The 17,249-nt window shown below is 71.3% G+C and carries 8 protein-coding genes; 1 reads left to right on the plus strand and 7 read right to left on the minus strand.

Annotation, left to right across the window (positions count from 1 at the left end; all coding sequences use genetic code 11):
* Positions 1-125: 125 nt before the first annotated feature.
* Positions 126-2,366: an exo-beta-d-1,3/1,6-glucosidase gene (locus IE307_RS08115; RefSeq protein ID WP_191297220.1), complete on the plus strand. Its 2,241-nt coding sequence runs from the start codon at positions 126-128 to the stop codon at positions 2,364-2,366.
* Here the strand turns inward: IE307_RS08115 and IE307_RS08120 are convergent.
* From IE307_RS08120 to IE307_RS08150, 7 genes are read right to left on the minus strand one after another with little or no spacing between them, the layout of a single operon-like run.
* Positions 2,344-3,099 (minus strand): galactokinase, encoded by a 756-nt coding sequence (locus tag IE307_RS08120; RefSeq protein ID WP_191297221.1) that lies wholly within the window; start codon positions 3,097-3,099, stop codon positions 2,344-2,346. The genes IE307_RS08115 and IE307_RS08120 overlap by 23 nt on opposite strands.
* Positions 3,096-4,844: a class I SAM-dependent methyltransferase gene (locus IE307_RS08125; protein ID WP_191297223.1), complete on the minus strand. Its 1,749-nt coding sequence runs from the start codon at positions 4,842-4,844 to the stop codon at positions 3,096-3,098. The genes IE307_RS08120 and IE307_RS08125 overlap by 4 nt, the downstream gene beginning before the upstream one ends.
* Positions 4,841-5,974: a glycosyltransferase gene (locus tag IE307_RS08130; protein ID WP_191297225.1), complete on the minus strand. Its 1,134-nt coding sequence runs from the start codon at positions 5,972-5,974 to the stop codon at positions 4,841-4,843. Before IE307_RS08130 ends, IE307_RS08125 begins: the two co-directional genes overlap by 4 nt.
* Positions 5,971-6,738: an alpha/beta fold hydrolase gene (locus IE307_RS08135; RefSeq protein WP_191297227.1), complete on the minus strand. Its 768-nt coding sequence runs from the start codon at positions 6,736-6,738 to the stop codon at positions 5,971-5,973. The genes IE307_RS08130 and IE307_RS08135 overlap by 4 nt, the downstream gene beginning before the upstream one ends.
* Complete coding sequence (locus IE307_RS08140) at positions 6,731-6,991, minus strand: acyl carrier protein (RefSeq protein WP_036014077.1); 261 nt, start codon at positions 6,989-6,991, stop codon at positions 6,731-6,733. The genes IE307_RS08135 and IE307_RS08140 overlap by 8 nt, the downstream gene beginning before the upstream one ends.
* Positions 6,991-10,656: a beta-ketoacyl synthase N-terminal-like domain-containing protein gene (locus IE307_RS08145; protein WP_191297229.1), complete on the minus strand. Its 3,666-nt coding sequence runs from the start codon at positions 10,654-10,656 to the stop codon at positions 6,991-6,993. Before IE307_RS08145 ends, IE307_RS08140 begins: the two co-directional genes overlap by 1 nt.
* Positions 10,644-17,126 (minus strand): type I polyketide synthase, encoded by a 6,483-nt coding sequence (locus IE307_RS08150; protein ID WP_229904514.1) that lies wholly within the window; start codon positions 17,124-17,126, stop codon positions 10,644-10,646. Before IE307_RS08150 ends, IE307_RS08145 begins: the two co-directional genes overlap by 13 nt.
* Between the last annotated feature and the right edge of the window lie 123 nt (positions 17,127-17,249).

The raw sequence follows: 17,249 nt of genomic DNA on the forward strand, positions 1-17,249 counted from the left end.
GTTACTCGAACGATTCGTTTGTACCGGAAATCACGAAACCGGTTTCGCGCGGAACCGGTTTCAGGTATCAACTGTGAGAGCGCTCCCATAGACGCTGCCGCCGCACGAGCCCTCTCGGAGACCACATGGATCGCGACGACGTGCCCTACCTCGACGCCACGCTGCCCACCGCAGAGCGGGTCGCCGACCTCCTCGGCCGCATGACACTGGCCGAGAAGGTCGGCCAGATGATGCAGCTGGACTCGAGGGAGGACCTGGACGACCACGTGCTGAGCAAGCACGTCGGTTCGATCCTGCACACCTCGCCCGAACGAGTGCTGCGCGCGCAAGACCTCACCACGCGGACGCGCCTGCGCGTCCCGTTGCTGATCGCCGAGGACTGCATCCACGGCCACTCGTTCTACGAGGGCGCCACGATCTTCCCGACGCAGCTCGGCATGGCCGCGAGCTGGGACCCGGAGCTCGTCGAGCAGGTCGCCCGCGTCACCGCCGTCGAGGCCGCCGCGACCGGCGTGCACTGGACGTTCTCGCCGGTGCTGTGCATCTCGCGGGACCTGCGCTGGGGCCGCGTCGACGAGACGTTCGGCGAGGACCCGGTGCTGATCGGTGAGCTCGCGGCCGCCATGGTCCGCGGGTACCAGGGCGACGGCCTCGCCGACGAGACCGCGATCCTCGCGACCGCGAAGCACTTCGCCGGCTACTCGGAGACCCAGGGCGGCCGGGACGCGAGCGAGGCGGACCTCTCGCGGCGCAAGCTGCGGTCGTGGTTCCTGCCGCCGTTCGAGAAGGTCGCCCGCGCCGGCTGCGCCACGTTCATGCTCGGCTACCAGTCCACCGACGGCGTGCCGATCACGGTCAACTCGTGGCTGCTCGACGAGGTCCTGCGCGGTGAGTGGGGCTACAAGGGCACGCTCATCACGGACTGGGACAACGTCGGCCGCATGGTCTGGGAGCAGAAGCTGCAGCCCGACCACATGCACGCCGCCGCGGCCGCCGTGAAGGCCGGCAACGACATGATCATGACGACCCCGCAGTTCTTCGACGGCGCGCTGCAGGCCGTCGAGGAGGGGCTGCTCGCCGAGTCCGACCTGGACCGCGCGGTCACCCGCATCCTGACGCTGAAGTTCGACCTCGGCCTGTTCGAGAACCCGCGCAGGCCCGACGCCGAGCGCCAGCGCGTGATGATCAACCACGACGACCACGTGGCGCTGAACCTGCAGGTCGCGCGCCGGTCGCTGGTGCTGCTGCGCAACGACGGCGTGCTGCCGTTCGCGAAGGGCAAGGGCAAGATCGCGGTCGTCGGCCCGCTCGCGGACGACGCCCAGACCCAGCTCGGCGACTGGGCGGGCTCGTCCGGTCAGGCCGACTGGCTGCCCAACGGCCACCCGCGCGAGATGATCACCACCGTCCTGGACGGCCTGCGCGAGCTGTCGTCACAGGAGGTCGCGTACGCCCGCGGCGCAGACATCCTCACGCTGGAGCCGGACCCCGAGGGCGACACGTTCCCCGACGGCCAGCCGCGCCCGCCGGTCGTGAAGGCCTGCGCCCCGGACGCGGACCTGATCGCCGAGGCCGTCGCGGCCGCGCGGGACGCCGACTACGTGGTGGCCGTCGTCGGCGACCAGATCGAACTGGTCGGCGAGGGACGCTCCACCGCCACGCTCGACCTCATCGGCGGCCAGATCGCCCTGCTGGACGCGCTGGCCGAGACCGGCACGCCGCTGGTCGTGGTGCTGCTCGCCTCGAAGCCGCTGGTCCTGCCCGCCTCCGCGCGCAACGCCGCCGCGCTGCTGTGGGTCGCGAACCCCGGCATGCAGGGCGGCCGGGCCATCGCCGAGGTGCTGCACGGGCTGGTCGAGCCCAGCGGCCGCCTGCCGATCTCGTTCGCGGCGCACGCCGGTCAGCAGCCGACGTACTACAACCAGATCCGCGGTCAGCACGGCACGCGCTACGCCGACCTGACGCAGGAGCCGGCGTTCGCGTTCGGCGAGGGCCTGTCCTACACGACGGTCGAGTACGGCGACCTGCACGTGGAGACGGCGGTGCTGCGCCCGGACGAGACGGTCAAGGCGTCGATCACCCTGACCAACACCGGCTCACGGCCGTCGCGCGAGACCGTGCAGGTCTACGTCAGCGACGCCGTCACGTCGGTGAGCTGGGCGGACAAGGAGCTCAAGACGTTCAGGCAGGTCGACGTCGAGCCCGGCGAGACCGTGAAGGTCGACCTGGAGCTGCCGGTGTCGGAGTGCACGATCGTCGACGCCGCCGGGCTGCGCGTGGTGGAGCCCGGCGAGTTCGTCCTGCTCGTGGGACCGAGCTCGAAGGACCTGCGCCGGGCCGAGTTCACCGTAAAGCCGCTGTCTTGAAGGGACCGGGCACGATCGTGAGGTAGCGGGGAGGGATCTCCACCGCCTTCGTGATCGCCTTCTTCACCGCCGGGACCAGGTCCGCGTCGACGAGTGCGACAGCGGGCCTGCCCGGCGGGTCGACCAGCAGGCTCGCGCCGCGCGCGCCCGCCCTGAGCGCGGCCTCGACCACCGCGTCCTGCACGGGATCCGGGTTCTGGGCGCGGTGGTAGGCCGTCAGCGCGGGCCCCAGGTCCGTTCCGGCGGTGAACGGCCGGGTGAGCTGGGGTTCGTCGCGCCTGATCCGCGTGTCGACCACGAGCAGCCGTTGTCCGGGCAGGTCCAGTGGTTCGGGATCCGGCTCGGTCTCACCGAGCGCGAGTGCGACGGCCGCGTTGAGCGCCTCGCTCGCGGAAAGCCCACTGCCGTGCGGCAGGTCCACGCTGCACATCAACGTGGCGCCGCCCCTCGCTCGCACGCCCCGTGCCCAGGCCGGAACGTCGTCGGACGGCAGCACGGCGCGTTCGGCGGGGCGGTTCACCGAGACGAGCTCGAGGACGCCGTCGTCGCGCAGGTCTCCCGCGACGATGGCGCCCCACTTCGCGCGGACCTTCACCGCGCCGCCCAGCAGGTTCAGCACCCCCGGCGCGTACCAGACGCCTTGCGCGGGCCTGCCGAACGTGCGCCGGAACGCGTGCGGCACCAGCCTGAGCTCCGGCGCGAGCTCGGGCCGATCCGCGATGTCGACGGTCATGCCCGCTCCGCCGGCACCTTCTGCGCCAGCAACCGGTAGGCGTTGCCGTTGCCGGTGCGAGCGGCCAGGAACCGGTTCACGGTCTGGTCCAGGGCCAGCGCGACGAAGAACGCCGGGATTCCCAGCGACCACACCAGGAAGCTCCGGGTCCTGCGCAGCCGCACCTTCTCCGGACGCCACGGCGCGGGCGTGCGGGGTGCCTTGTCCCCCAGCCACAACAGCAACGCGAGCGTGAAGTCGTTGCAGAGGTGGGCTTGTTTGCGTTCAGTGGCCACCGTGGTCAGCCCGCGGTCGGCGAGCGCGTGCTCCAGGTTGCCGATCGGCATCATGTGCTGGTGCTGCGGCTGGAACCACGGCATCCAGTACTGGCCGAACAACCTGCCCAGCCGCCATTCCGGGTCCGGCAGCTCGATCAGCAGGTAACCGCCGTCGGGCAGCACGTCCGCGGCGATGTCGAGCTCCTCCCACGGGTCGCGCACGTGTTCCAGGTAGTGGTGCATGCTGATCACGTCGTAGCGGCCCTTGAGCTCACCCGCGAAGTCCTTGAAGCTGCCGCGGTAGGCGTTCTGGATCCGCCCGAGGCGTGCCGCGTCCTCGATGGCCGCGCCCTGGTCGAGCCCGTCGAACGTCGTCTTCGGCAGGACCTCCTTGGCCCCCAGGCAGAAGTGGGCGTGCCCGGAGCCGACGTCGAGCCAGCGCTCGGGTGTCGTGAACGGCTCGACCATGCGCGCCCGGCCGTAGTACGGGTCGGTCTTGCCGGAGAACACCGCTTCCGCCGACGTCTCACCGAGGCCGTCGTAGAAGTCGCGGTAGTAGAAGCCGAGGCCTTCCTCGGTCAGGCGCGGGTTCTGCCAGACGTGTCCACATCGGACGCACCGGTCCATCGTGAACGTGCCGGGCTTGCGCTGAACCAGGTCCGTCGCGGTGACCCAGCGGCGCAGGTCCGTGCTCCCGCACGACGGGCAGTTGTCGCGCGGCGCCTCGTGGAAGTTCCGGTCGCGGTTCTGCTCGTACCAGGGCGTGGCCTGCTCGAGGTGCTTCGCCTGACGGCGTTCGGCGGTGGACTTCTTGCCGCCGGAGGTCTTGAACCACAGGTAGGGCGTGCGCAGGACGCGCGGCACCCACAGATCGCGCGGCTTCAGCGGCGTTCCGGCGAAGACGAGGATCGGGTGCGCCCAGTACGCGGCCAGCGCGCCGAGTCCCCACCGCCAGTCGGTGACCAGAGCGCCCACGACGGTCGCGTACCCGATGACCGAGCCCGCGATCCACAGCGACGGCCGCTTCCCGAGCCGGCGCAGGATCGCCGCGCGGTAGCCGAGGTCGTAGGGCCCGGCTTTGAGTCCGGGTGCGACGGCGATGTCGACCTGCGCGTGCACGTGGTCCTTGACTCGCCGCACGTACGCGATGAACTCGGTCGGGTCGTCGGGGTCGACCTCCTCGGCGTACTTCTCCCGCACGAGAACGGCCTGCGACGCGCTGATCCCGCGCGCCCACTGGTCGTCGCGGTACTTGCCGGGGTCGACGGCGCCGAGCAGGTCGAGCGCCGCCACCGTGGGCAGGTCGCGCGGCACCAGGTCGACGAGGTCGGCGTCGGTCTCCCACGAGCCCTCCGGGTGGACCCCGGTGGCGGTGAGGAGCGAGTGCCCGCCCGCGCCCCGGGCGAGCACTCGCAGCTTGGACGCGCGGGACCGCAGGCGCAGGACGTCGAGGACGACGACGAGCACCACCAACACGCTGAGGATCACCCGGCCACCACCTTTTCCAGTCGGTCGGCCGCGGCTGTCGCGCCGCCCGCCGCCAAGAACGATGCGCGCACCCGTCCGGCGGCGGCCGCGTACTCCGGCTCGTCCAGCACGGACTCCAGTGCGCTTCTGATGTCCGCCGCCCGCGCCCGCGAGTAGGTGAGCCGCACTCCGGCGCCGGCGTCGACGACCTGGGCGGCGACGGTCGGCTGGTCGTCCCGGATCGGGGCCACGACCAGCGGCAGCCCGTGCGCCAGCGCCTCGCAGACCGTGTTGTGCCCGCCGTGTGTGATCACCGCGTCCAGGTGCGGCATCAGCGCGAGCTGCGGCACAGATGGCAGGACGAGGACGTTGGGAGGCGCGGGGCGCGGCTCACCGACCACGACCGCGCGGAGGTCGAGACCGCCGACGGCTTCCAGCGCCTGGCTGAGGAAACGCTCTCCCGCCGGTCCGTTCAACGTTCCCAGCGAGATCAGGACGAGCCGCGCGTCCCGCTGCACCAGCCAGTCCCACGGGAAGTCCACCCGCTCGGCGCGGTGGCTCAGGGCCGGTCCCACGAAGGCGACCTCCTCGCCGAACTCCCCCGCCACGAGCGCCGCCGAGCTGTACACCAGCACCAGCCGGTCGGAGAACCTGATGTCCCCGCCTGCGAAGTCGTGCAACAGGTCCCGCACCCAGGCGTCGACCTTCGGCATCGTCCTCAGTGGATTGACCAGCTCTGCCGAGGTGCTCGCCGAGGTCGCCCACGGCAGCCCGGCGTCGCGCGCCACCACCGGCCCGGCCAGCGCCTGCTGATCGGCGACGACCACGTCAGGACCGAAGCGGGCCACCGCGTCCGACACGCCGGGGACCATCGCGTGGCCCAGGGGGATCAGGAACTCCTCCCAGAAGAACTTGAGCACCGCCATCCCGCGCAACGCGAGCCAGCGCTCCCGTTTCGCGCGGATGTCGGCCTCCAGGAGGTCGTCGATCGCAGGGAAGATCCGCGCGTCGTCCGGCAGCAGGGGTTCCAGGGTGCCCGGATGGCCGACCCACGCGACGTCGTGCCCGCGCGCCAGCAACTCGCCGCCCACGGAGGCGGTCGGGTTGACGTGGCCGGTCAGGGGCGGCACCACGAACAGGAACCGGCTCATGACGGCAACCAGTCGAACAGCACGTCCAGCAGCTCGGCCGTGGCCTCGCGCAGGACCGTGTGCCCCAGCCCGGAAACCACGTGCAGGCGGCACGACGGGATGCGCTCGCGCAGTTCCGCGGCGGCTCCGATGAGTTCGGACTCGGCGCCGTAGACCCCGAGCACCGGGCACCGCACCTGGGTGAGGTCGAGCTTCGCGCCGGAGCCGAGGTCGTCGATCAGCGTGGTGCCGTTGAGCAACGCGTTGGCGTTCACGGCGAGCTTCGCGATCTTGCGCTGGCCCAGCGCCATCAGCTGGTCCTGCGTCCGGTCGAACTCCAGTCCCAGCGCCGCGACCGTGAGCGTGTTCGTGATGTCCTCGAACCACGCGTCACCGACCACTCCCCCGACCGCCGACTCGACGAGCACGACGCCGCCGACCCGTTCGGGCGCCTGGACGGCCGCGTGCATCGCGACGACACCGCCGTAGCTGTTGCCCAGCAGGAAGACCGGCTCGGTCACGCCGATCCCGTCCAGCACGGCGACCAGGTCCTCGGCGCTCTCCTCCGGCGTGTACCCGGACGGCGGCCGCTCGGACAGGCCGTGCCCTCGCAGGTCGAACAGCACGGTGCCGAACCCTGCCTGGGCCAGCGGTGCCGCGAGCGTGTAGTAGAAGCTGGACAGGTTGTCCATCACCAGGCCGTGCACGAACACCACGGTCGGTCCTTCTGCCGGCCCGAGCCGCTGCACGTGGAAGCGCAACCCCCGGGCGTGGACCTCAGACACGAGCCGTGATGTGGTCGACGAGCCGGCCGACGGACATCGCCATGATCTCGTCGATGTCCATGTCCGCCAGGAAGGCCACGAGGTCGACGCCGTAGTGGGCGTTGAGCTTGTCGGCCAGTGCGACGAACTCGATCGACTCCAGGCCCAGGTCGTCGCTGAACGTGGTGTCGCGGGTGATCTCCACGCCCAGCAGGAAGTCCGGTCCCACCACCTCGGTGATCAGCTTGGCGACCTGCTGCAGCACCTCGTCCATCAGATCTCCGTTCGCACGCGGGCCGCGGCTCGCCCTTGTTCTGAGGTCACTTCGACGCGCGGGACGGCGAAGGCCCCGCGCACCCGGCCGTCCGCGGCCACCGTCAGCTCCGCCGGGTAGACCGGCCCGGCACCTCGGCCCCACAGCCACGCGCGCACGGCGTCCTTCACCGCGATCACGCGCAGCAGCCAGTCGCGCTGGGCGGGCACGTCCAGGCCGCCGTAGTGCCGTCGTTCGGCGGAGTTCAGGTAGCGGCGCATGATCAGGTCGCGCGTGGCGCTGTCGGACCAGTTCTCGACGACCGTCAGCGAGTCACCGTCCTGTGTGGACAGCATCTCCGTTCCGGGCCTGAGCTTGACCTGCCAGATGCGGTCGTCCGTGGTGAAGCGCCGGGTGGTCCAGCCGGTGATCCGGCACCACAGCGCACCGTCCACCGTCAGCTCGGCGTCCGCGATCATCACCTGGTCGGTGACCTCGCGGATCCACGCGGTGCAGTGGACGTCTCCGGTGGGCACGGGCCCGTGGAAGGTCACCTGCTCGATCCCGGTCGGCAGCACGGTCTGGTCGACCGTGCGGCAGACCTGCATCCAGTGCCCGATCAGCTGCCCGGCGCTGTCGAGCAGCGCTCCCGGCGCGGGCAACGGCGTCAGCACGCCCGCGATCCCGTTGTCCGCCAGGCAGTCGATCTTCGTGACGCCCGCGAACGCCGGTCCGTGGAACATCCAGTTGTCCCGGTACAGCTCATCGGCGGTCACCGGGGCCTCGCGCACGCCTTCGAGTTCTTTCCCGACCGGCTGCGGTGTCTGCGGTGACATCAGCACGACGCCCTCGGCGTAGTCGCCGACCTTGACGGTGACGCGGTCCGGGGCCTCGGCGCGCGCGGAGATCTTCACGGTCGTCGCGGGCAGGGCCGTGAGCCAGCGCTTGGCCCTGACCTGGGCGAACCCGTGCACCGTGCCGCCGGTGAGCCTGCGCGCGGCGTCCGCGAACACCTCGAGCAGGCCGGTCGCGGGCACGATCGGGAACCCGTCCGCCAGGTCCGGCCAGCCCGGCGCCTGCGGGAACACCGAGTGGTCGACGAGTTCGGGCATGGTCCGCAGCGAGAACTCGCGGGTGAACCCCGCCTCGTTCGGCCGGAGCGCCCCGGCGACCTCGCGCGCGACGGCGTTGGTGTGGGCCAGGAGCTTGTTGACCGCCGCGGACATCGGGCTGTCGTCCGCCACCAGCACGGGTTCGGTGCCGATCGGGCCGACCTCGATCCTGGGCGTGCCGAGCCGGAGCTTGACCTTGTGGGCGGTGCCGCGCTTGAGCCCGAACGCCCACAGGGCCTCCGGCGCGATGTCGGCGTTCACGGCCACGTGCGGCTTGTCGCTCAGCGTGTCCCCGACGAAGCCCGGCAGGCTGCCCTGTCCGATCTGGACGAACGCGCGGAAACCCGCGCCGTGCAGGCGTTCCAGGAGCGGGCGGAACCGCACGGGCTCGACCAGGTGGCGCAGCACCAGTTCGCGGACCCCGTCCGCGTCCATCGGTGCGAGGGAGTTCGCCGACCACACCGGGATGTCCGACGCGCGGACCGGCAGCGCGTCGAGCATCTCCCTGGCCCGTACCAGGTACGGGGCGAGCGCCGGGGTGTGGAAGCCGGTGCGGAACGGCATCAGCTGCGCCATCACGCCGTTGGCCTTCAACGTGGTGAGCACCTGTTCGAGGAGGTCGATCGGGCCGCAGATCACCGACTGGTGCGGGCAGTTGTCGTGGCTGATCGTCACGCCGTCGACCAGGTGCTTCTCGGCCTTGCCGGCCGAGCACCCCAGTGCGGCGTAGGCGATGTCGACCACGGCGACCGCGCCGGGCCCGAGCGCCGCGACGAACTCGTCGATCGTCGGGTAGATGCCACCGACGACCATCGCGGTCCACTCGCCCATGCTGTGCCCGGCGAGCGCTCCCGGCGTGATGCCGAGCGCCATGAGCTCGCGGGCTTCGCGCCGGCCGTCCTGCAGGAGTCCGACGGCGTGGTCCACGACCTCACCGCTGAACTCGCGCTCGAAGCCGGGGAACAGGAACGCGACCTGGTCGGTGCCGGTGAGCAACGGCTGCGGCGAGAACCAGATGTCGTGGCGCCCCGGCCAGGCCTTGCCCTGGGCCAGCACGCGTTCGGCCAGCTTGAGCTTGCGCTCGTCCGGGTTGCCGACGGCCAGCCGGAACGCCCTGTCCGCGCTGGAGGTGCGGCGTTGCTCCAGCGCCTTCCGCAGTTCCTCCACGGTGTCGGCGGAGAACGTCATGACCGGCTTGCGCGGCTTGGCGATGGTGTGGCCGTCGAGGACCGCGTGGGCGTTGATCCCGCCGAACCCGAACGCGTTCACGACCGCGCGGTGCCGTCCGGTCCACTCGCGAGCACTCGTCACGGGCGTGAACCTGGTTCCGGTCATGCTGCTGTGCGGGGTGTCGACGTGCAGGGTCGGCGGGAGCGTGTTGTGGTGCAGGGCGAGCGCGGCCTTGATCAGCCCGGCCATGCCGGCGGCGGGCATCGCGTGGCCGATCATCGACTTGACCGTGCCGATGCCGATCTCGTCGCCCTGCTCGCCGAACGCGTTGATCATCGTCTGGAGCTCGGCGGCGTCACCGGCGGGCGTGGCGGTGCCGTGCGCCTCGATCAGGCCCGGCGCCTTCTCCCGCGGATCGAGGCCGGCGTTGGCCCAGGCCCGTCGCACGGCGAGGAGCTGGCCGTCCGGGTTGGGCGTCATCATGCTGGTGGAGCGGCCGTCGCTCGCCGTGCCGACACCGCGGATCACCGCGTAGACGCGTTCGTCGCCGACGTCCTCCAGCCGCTTCAGCACGACCATGCCGACGCCCTCGGACAGCAGCGTGCCGTCGGCCGTCGCGTCGAACGGCCGGATGCGTTCCGTCGGGCTCAACGCCCTGAGCTGGGTGAAGACGCTCCACAGCGTCGGGTGGTGGCAGACGTGAACGGCGCCGGCGAGCATGGCGTCCGCGCGACCCTCCTGGAGTTCGCGGACGGCGTGCTCGACGGCGACCAGCCCGGACGCGCAGGCCGCGTCCACGGTGTACGCGGTGCCCTTGAGGTCGAACCGGTTGGCGATGCGCGACGCCGCCAGGTTCGGCACGAGACCGATCGACGACTCGGGCTGCTCCGGCCCGAAGCGCTCGCGGATGGCCTGGCGCACCGTGCTGAGCTCGGTCTCCGCCAGTGCGGGGAAGAGGTCGCGCACCACCGACACGACCTCGTCGGCGAGCCGGACCTTCTGGTCCAGCCGCGCACAACCCGGCGTGAGGTAACCACCGCGTCCGACGACGACGCCGACGCGATCCCGTGACGGCAGAGCCGCCTCACCACCGGCGTCCGCGATGGCTTCGGCCGCCGTGGCGAGGGCGAGGAGCTGGTCGGGCTCCGCTCCATCCACTGTGGACGGCATGATGCCGAACCGGGTCGGGTCGAACTCGGCCAGGTCGTCGACGAACCCGCCCCTGCGGCAGTAGAACCTGTCTCCGGTCCTGCTGTCCCGGTCGTAGTAGGTGGCCGGGTCCCAGCGGCCGGGCGGGATCTGACCGATCGCGTCGACACCGCTGACGATGTTGCGCCAGAACGTCGCCGCGTCGGGGGCACCGGGGAAGACGGCGCCGATCCCGACGATCGCTATGCCTCCCATCGGTAGACCACCTGCACGTCCTGACCGCCCGCGATCTCGTTCAGCAGCGCGGTCACGCCGTGGCGCGGCTCGATCAACGGAATGCCGCGCCGCGCGTACTCGCCGGCGAGCCCGACCGCCATGCCCGCGCCGGCCCAGGGACCCCAGTCGACGGCGACGACCCGCCGTCCCGCGCCCCAGAACCTCGCCATGCGGTCCAGCGCGTCGTTGGCGGCCGAGTAGTCGGCTTGGCCGCGGTTGCCGAACACCCCGCTGACGCTGCCGAACAGCACGAGGAACCCGTCGTCGAACGCCTTGGCGCCGTTGACCTTCGTCGCCCAGACCCGGTCGAAAGACTCCTGGGTCTTGGCCTCGATCAGCTTGTCGTCCAGCACGCCCGCGCCGTGCACGACACCGTCGAGGCGGCCGAACCGGGCCTTGACGTCGTCGACGACCTTGCGCACGGCCTCGGCATCGGTGACGTCGCACTCGTGGTAGCGCACGCTGGACGCCGTGGCACGCAACCGTTCCAGGGTGCCCCGGACCTCGCGCTCGGCGAGGACCTTGCGCGCCCTGGCCGGCACGTCGTCCTTCTCCCCCAGCTCGAACAACGCCTTCACGAGCTCGGGTTCGGTGGTGGCGTGGCTGAGGCGGTGGTCCTCGGCCGCGACGGGAGTGCGGCCGATCAGTTCGATGTGGCAGCCGGTGCGGTCGGCGAGTTCCGCCGCCGCGAGCGCCGTGATGCCTCGGGCGCCACCGGTCAGCAGCACCACGCTGTCGGCGTCGAGGGTCAGGGGCGCCGGTTCGAGGGCCGTCTCGATCGCCTCGATGACCTGGCGCCTGCCGGCCTGGTAGCCGACGACCGCCGGGCCGGGCCCGATCTCCGCGAGCAGCGCGGTGGCGATGTCGCGGTGGCTCTCCTTGGGGTTGACGTCGACCGAGCGCACCACGAGGTCCGGGTGCTCGATCGCGGCCGTGCGGACCAGGCCGTGCAGGCCGATGTCCGCAGGCAGCTCGTCGGGCTGGTGGTCGAAACCGAACGTGCCTCCGCCCGTGGTCACGACGACGAGCGCGACCCCGTTCGTGACACAGGCCTTGACCTCGCTGAACGCCTCCGGCAGTCGTGCGCCGAGCCTCACGACGACGTCGACGCCGGTGAGGTCCGCCGGGAACGCCGGTTCGACGCGCGGGCGGGCGGTGTGGCGTTCCAGGAGGTCGGCGAGTTCGAGGCCGATCCCGTTGTCGTCGACGATCAGCACCGTCTTGCCGGTGAGGTCGGTGGGAGCGGCGGGTTCCGCGGGCACCACCTGCGGCACGAGCCTGACCAGCCGGCCCGGCGACGCCTCGATCGCCTTCGGCGTCTCCCCGAACCAGCCGACGATCCCGTCGATCGTCTTGAGCTGCGCCAGGTCGTCGACCGATCCCGCCGCGCCCAGTTCGGACGCCAGCTCACCCACGATCTCGGCGCGCTTGATCGAGTCGATCGACAGGTCGGCCTCGAGGTCCAGGCCGGGCAACAACATCTCGACCGGGTAGCCGGTGCGCGTGCTGATCGTCCGCAGCACGACCGCGCGCACGTCCTCGCCCTTCTGAACTGCCACCGGTGCGGCGCCGAACCACCCGACGATGCCCTCGATGGTCTTGAGCTGCGCCAGTTCGTCCACCGACCCGGCGGCGCCCAGTTCGGCCACCAGCTCGCCCACGATCTCCGTCCGCTTGATGGAGTCGATGGACAGGTCGGCTTCCAGGTCCAGCCCCGGTTGCAGCATCTCCACCGGGTAACCGGTGCGGGCGCTGATCGTCCGCAGCACGACCGCGCCCACGTCCTCCTGCGGCTCGGCCACCGCCACGACGACCGCCGTCTGCTCGATCACCTGCCGGGGCGCCGGGACCGGAGCCGCGGGCGCGGTGCCGAGGTAGCTCAGCAGCACGTCCCGCTGGGCGCTCACCGCGTCCCGCATGCCGTCCAGGAACTTCTCGATGATCTCGTCCCTCCCCAGGCCGGTTCCGGCCCGCAGGGTCGGGAACTCGGTCGCGGGCCGGAGCCCGCCGGGCAGTGCGTCGCCGTTCGCGTCCCGCACGAGACCTCCATCGACGTACCAGCCCGGCCGCGGTGGCACGACCGCGGCGGGTTCGGCCCTGTCCTCGAACAGCGGCGCGGTGTCCACCTCGACACCGGCGACCGCGAGTGCTGCCAGCGTGCGCAGGAACGTCACGTGGTCGTCGCAGCGCAACGCCTGGTGCGACCGGTCGCCGAGGGTCTTGCCCACGAGCGACGACAGCACGCCGCCGGGCCCTGCCTCGACGAAGATCCGCGCGCCCGCCGCGTACATCGACTCGATCTGGTCCACGAACCGCACGCGGCCCGAGAGCTGCGCGGACAGTCCGTCACGCACGTCGGCGTGCGGCTCGGCGGACACGTTGGACCACACCGGGAACCGCGTCTCACCGAGCGGAACGGCCGCGAGCCGTGCCGCGAACCGGTCACGGGCCCCGGCCATCAGCGGGCTGTGGAACGCGGCGGCGACCGGGATGTTCTTGACGGTCAGCCCAGCGCTCTTCAGCGTCTCGACCGCACCGCGGACCGCCTCGGTCGGTCCGGAGATCACGACCTGGTCGGGCGCGTTGTGGTTCGCCACCACGACGCCGGACGGCAGCAGCGCCTCGACCTCGGCCACCGAGGCGGTCACCGCGGCCATCGTGCCGGGGTCCTCGCCGACCGCCTCCAGCATCGCCTCGGCCCGCGCGGCACTGAGTTCCAGCAGGTCGGCCGCCCCGAACGCACCGGCCGCGGACAGCGCGACCAGTTCGCCGTAGCTGTGGCCACCGGCCAGGTCCGGGCGCACGCCGACGGAGTCGAGCAGCGCCGTGACCATGAGCCCGGCGATGCCGAGCGTCGGCTGCGCGTTGCGGGTGTCGGTGATCTCCGCGCGCTGGCGGGACACGTCCTCGGCCGTCAGCGCGGCCGGCGGGTACATCACCCGCTCGTAGCGCGCGTCGAGGAAGTCCTGCAGCCGGGGGAAGGCCGTGACCAGGTCGAGCAGCATGCCCGGCCGCTGGCTGCCCTGCCCTGGGTACAGGAACGCGACCTGGGGCCGCTCCCCCGTCCTGAGCGACACCACGTCCGACGAGCGCCAGGCTTCGACGTCCGCCAACGCCTTCCGCAGCGCGGAGTGGTCGCTGACGACGAACGCCGCCTGCACCGTCCCGCTGCCACAGGCCGCGGCCAGCGAGCGCAACGGAGTCCGCTCGTCGACCAGTGCGGAGAGGCGAGCAGCTTCCCGTTGCGCGGCAGCCTGGTCGTCGCCGCGGATCAGGAACAACTCGGCGGGCCACGCGGTCAGGCCGTGCCGTGGTTCGTCGGCGCCGGTGTAGCCCGCGATCACGGTGTGGAAATTGGTGCCGCCGAACCCGAACGCGCTCACGCCCGCGATGCGGTTCTTGTCCGCCCAGGTCCGGTGGCCGAAGGCGAACGGGCTGGTCTCGGCGTCCCAGAAGGCGTTGGGCTGCTTGACGTGCAGCGTGCCGGGCCGCAGTCCGGTGTGGACGGCCAGCGACGCCTTGATCAGGCCCGCGAGCCCGGCCGCGCACTTGGTGTGGCCGATCTGCGACTTGACCGAGCCGATCGTGCACGTGCCGGGTTCGACCTCCGAGAACATCTCGGTCAGCGACGCGAGCTCGGTCCGGTCGCCCACCACGGTTCCCGTGCCGTGCGCCTCGACCAGTCCGACGTCGGTGACCGGCAGCCCGGCCGACGCGTAGGCACGGCGCAAGGCTCGTTGCTGGCCTTCCGGGCGGGGCGCGGTGAGCCCTCTCGACCGGCCGTCGCTCGACGCGCCGATGCCCTTGATCACCGCGTAGACCCGGTCGCCGTCACGTTCGGCGTCGGCGAGCCGCTTCAGCACGACCGCGGCCACGCCCTCACCGAGCGCGATGCCGTCGGCCGCCGAGTCGAACGTGGCGCAGCGGCCCTGGGCGGACAATGCTTTCACCGAAGCGAACATCTGGTAGTCGTGCGCGCTGTTGTGCAGGTCGACCGCGCCGCACAGGACCATGTCGCTGGTGCCGCCGACGAGTTCCTTGCACGCCACGTCGAGCGCGGCGAGGCTGGACGCGCAGGCGGCGTCGACCGTGTAGTTCGCGCCGCCGAGGTCGAGTCGGTTCGCGACCCGGCCGGCGATCACGTTGCCGAGCACGCCGGGGAACGAGTCCTCCGTCAGCTTCGGCAGGTGGTCGTCCAGGCCGCGGATTCCCAGTGCGGGCAACGCGGTGCGTACCGTGTAAGCGTTCGCCAGGTCGGCGCCGGCCTCGGCACCGAAGATCACCGACGTGCGCTCGCGGTCGAACACCCGCGTCGCGTACCCGGCGTCGGCCAGCGCCTTCGCCGACACCTCGAGCGCCAGCAGCTGAGCGGGTTCGATCGAGGTCAGCGAGGCGGGCGGGATGCCGTACGCCAGCGGGTCGAACGCCGTGCGCGGGAGGAAGCCGCCCCACCGGAACGGGCTGCCGTACCGCTCCGGCGACCAGCGGTCCGGCGGGATCTCGGTGATGGAGTCGGTGCCTGCCAGGACGTTCGCCCAGAACTCGGCGACGTCACGGGCGCCGGGCATGATCGCGGCCATGCCGACGATGGCCACGTCCAGCGGCTTCGCCTCGGAGGTGTCCACACCGGTCTCGGGGAGCACCCCGGAGGTGATGTCCTCGTGCAGCCGGGCGATCGTCGTGCGTTCGGAGCGCAGCGTCGCGACCTGGCCGATCATGAACATGCCTTCGCGGCGCTGCTCGTCCTCGCCGACCGCCTTGAGCCCGCCGTCGTCGCGCACGAGTCCCCGGCTGGCGAGCCGGAGGCGTCCCAGGTTGAGCTGTTCGAGCTTCTCCCAGCTCTCCTGCTTGGACAGCCCGATCAGCTCGGCCCGCGCCTGCTCGAAGGTGTCCACATAGGACGTCTGCGCGCACCGGACGGCGTGGCCCGGTGAGGTCTCCAGCAGTGCGGTGTCCTCGCACTCCAACGCGACCTGCTGGAACACCGGCTGGATCGCGCCGTGCGTCACGGCCTCCTCGGTGAAGAGGTAGGCCGTGCCGACGAGCACGCCCACGGCCGCACCCGCCGCCGCGATCGACGCGGTCATGGCGGAGATCATCGCGGCCGAGCGGGCGTCGTGGATGCCGCCCGCGAACAACACGACGACGTCCTTCTCCCGTCCTCTCAGCACGTCGATCTGCTGCTGCCACAACGTGAAGCTGGTCCGGGGACCGGTGTGACCACCGCACTCCGAGCCCTCGAAGACGAACTTGCGCGCACCCTCGTCGAGGAACCGGCGCAGCAGCGCGGGCGACGGCACGTGCAGGAACGCCTCGATGCCGGCGTCCTCCAGTTCCCGCGCCTGTGCGGGCGTTCCTCCGGCGACGATCGCGTACTTCGGACGGACGGCGAGCACGGCTTCCATCTGCCGCGCGCGCAACTCCGGCGGCGCGAAGCCGAGCAGTCCGACGCCCCACGGCCGTTCGCCGAGCTTCGCGGCGGTGTCCTGCAACAGCTCGCGGACCGCGGGCCCCTCCATCAACGCGAGCGCGAGGAACGGCAGCGCTCCGCCCTCGGCGACGGCCGCCGCGAACGCCGGCTGGTCGCTCACGCGGGTCATCGGCCCCTGCGCGATCGGGTACCGCAGGCCCGGGACGCGGTCGCAGAACGGTCCGGCGGGCCGGATCGAGCGGTGCTCACCCGCCAGGGTGAGATTGGACCGAATGCCCCGCGTTATCGCGCCTACCACGCCTCCGACGGTCCCGAAAGAGGTACGGTAAGAATCAGCCAAGGAACCTTCTTGACCAATTTCGAGCGTGTTTTGACGAACATGGACGCGTAACCCGTCGTTCACGACGGTGTCGGCGCCGTCCATCATCCGGATCGCGTTGACAAATTCGCCGGAAATATGTTTTCGAGCCTCCGCGACGAGCGCGAGCTGGCCTTCCAGCACCACTCCCCGAGCACCACCGGCGATGGCCGCGGCAGCCGTGTCGGGGCCGATCGAACCGGCCACCCAGATGGGCAGATCGGTCAGCGCGAGCACCTGCTGGAGCAACACGAAGGCAGGCGAACCACCCACTCGGCCGCCCGATTCGGCACCCTTCGCGATCAGTCCGGTGGCACCGGACTCGATCGCCGCAACGGCCTCCGCCACCGAGGTGATCACCGCGAGAACTCTGCGTTCACCCAGCTCAGCGAGGTCGTGCGGATGCCGCGCGAGGTCGACCACGACGGTGTCGACGGCGTCCGGGAGAGGCACCGCCAACGGCCCGTGCAGTCTCACCCCGAACGCGCGCGGGTGACGCGAGGTGACGCGGGCGAGGTCGGCGGCGGCGCTCGGCCCGAGGTCGAGCACACCGAGCCCGCCCGCTCGTTCGGCCGCGACCACGAGGGCCGGGTTGGGGGTGCTGAACGGACTCAGACACAGCACCCGTTCACGATCCGACAGCATCTTCACTGCGCTCACTTCCTCACCCTGCAGGGGTGGGGAGAAAGGAATTCAGCTAGGGTTCCTACTGGCCGGTACAGTTACGACGCGCTCACCGTACGCACAAACCCGAGGCGCCGTCGAGAGGGTGATGAAACTTTC

Origin of the sequence: Lentzea cavernae (genome assembly GCF_014653695.1) — a bacterium.
In the GTDB taxonomy this organism is placed as follows: domain Bacteria; phylum Actinomycetota; class Actinomycetes; order Mycobacteriales; family Pseudonocardiaceae; genus Lentzea; species Lentzea cavernae.

Coding starts and splice junctions, on each gene's coding strand:
- IE307_RS08115 (WP_191297220.1), top strand. CDS start 126: ATGGATCGCGACGACGTGCCCTACCTCGACGCCACGCTGCCCACCGCA.
- IE307_RS08120 (WP_191297221.1), bottom strand. CDS start 3,099: ATGACCGTCGACATCGCGGATCGGCCCGAGCTCGCGCCGGAGCTCAGG.
- IE307_RS08130 (WP_191297225.1), bottom strand. CDS start 5,974: ATGAGCCGGTTCCTGTTCGTGGTGCCGCCCCTGACCGGCCACGTCAAC.
- IE307_RS08140 (WP_036014077.1), bottom strand. CDS start 6,991: ATGGACGAGGTGCTGCAGCAGGTCGCCAAGCTGATCACCGAGGTGGTG.
- IE307_RS08145 (WP_191297229.1), bottom strand. CDS start 10,656: ATGGGAGGCATAGCGATCGTCGGGATCGGCGCCGTCTTCCCCGGTGCC.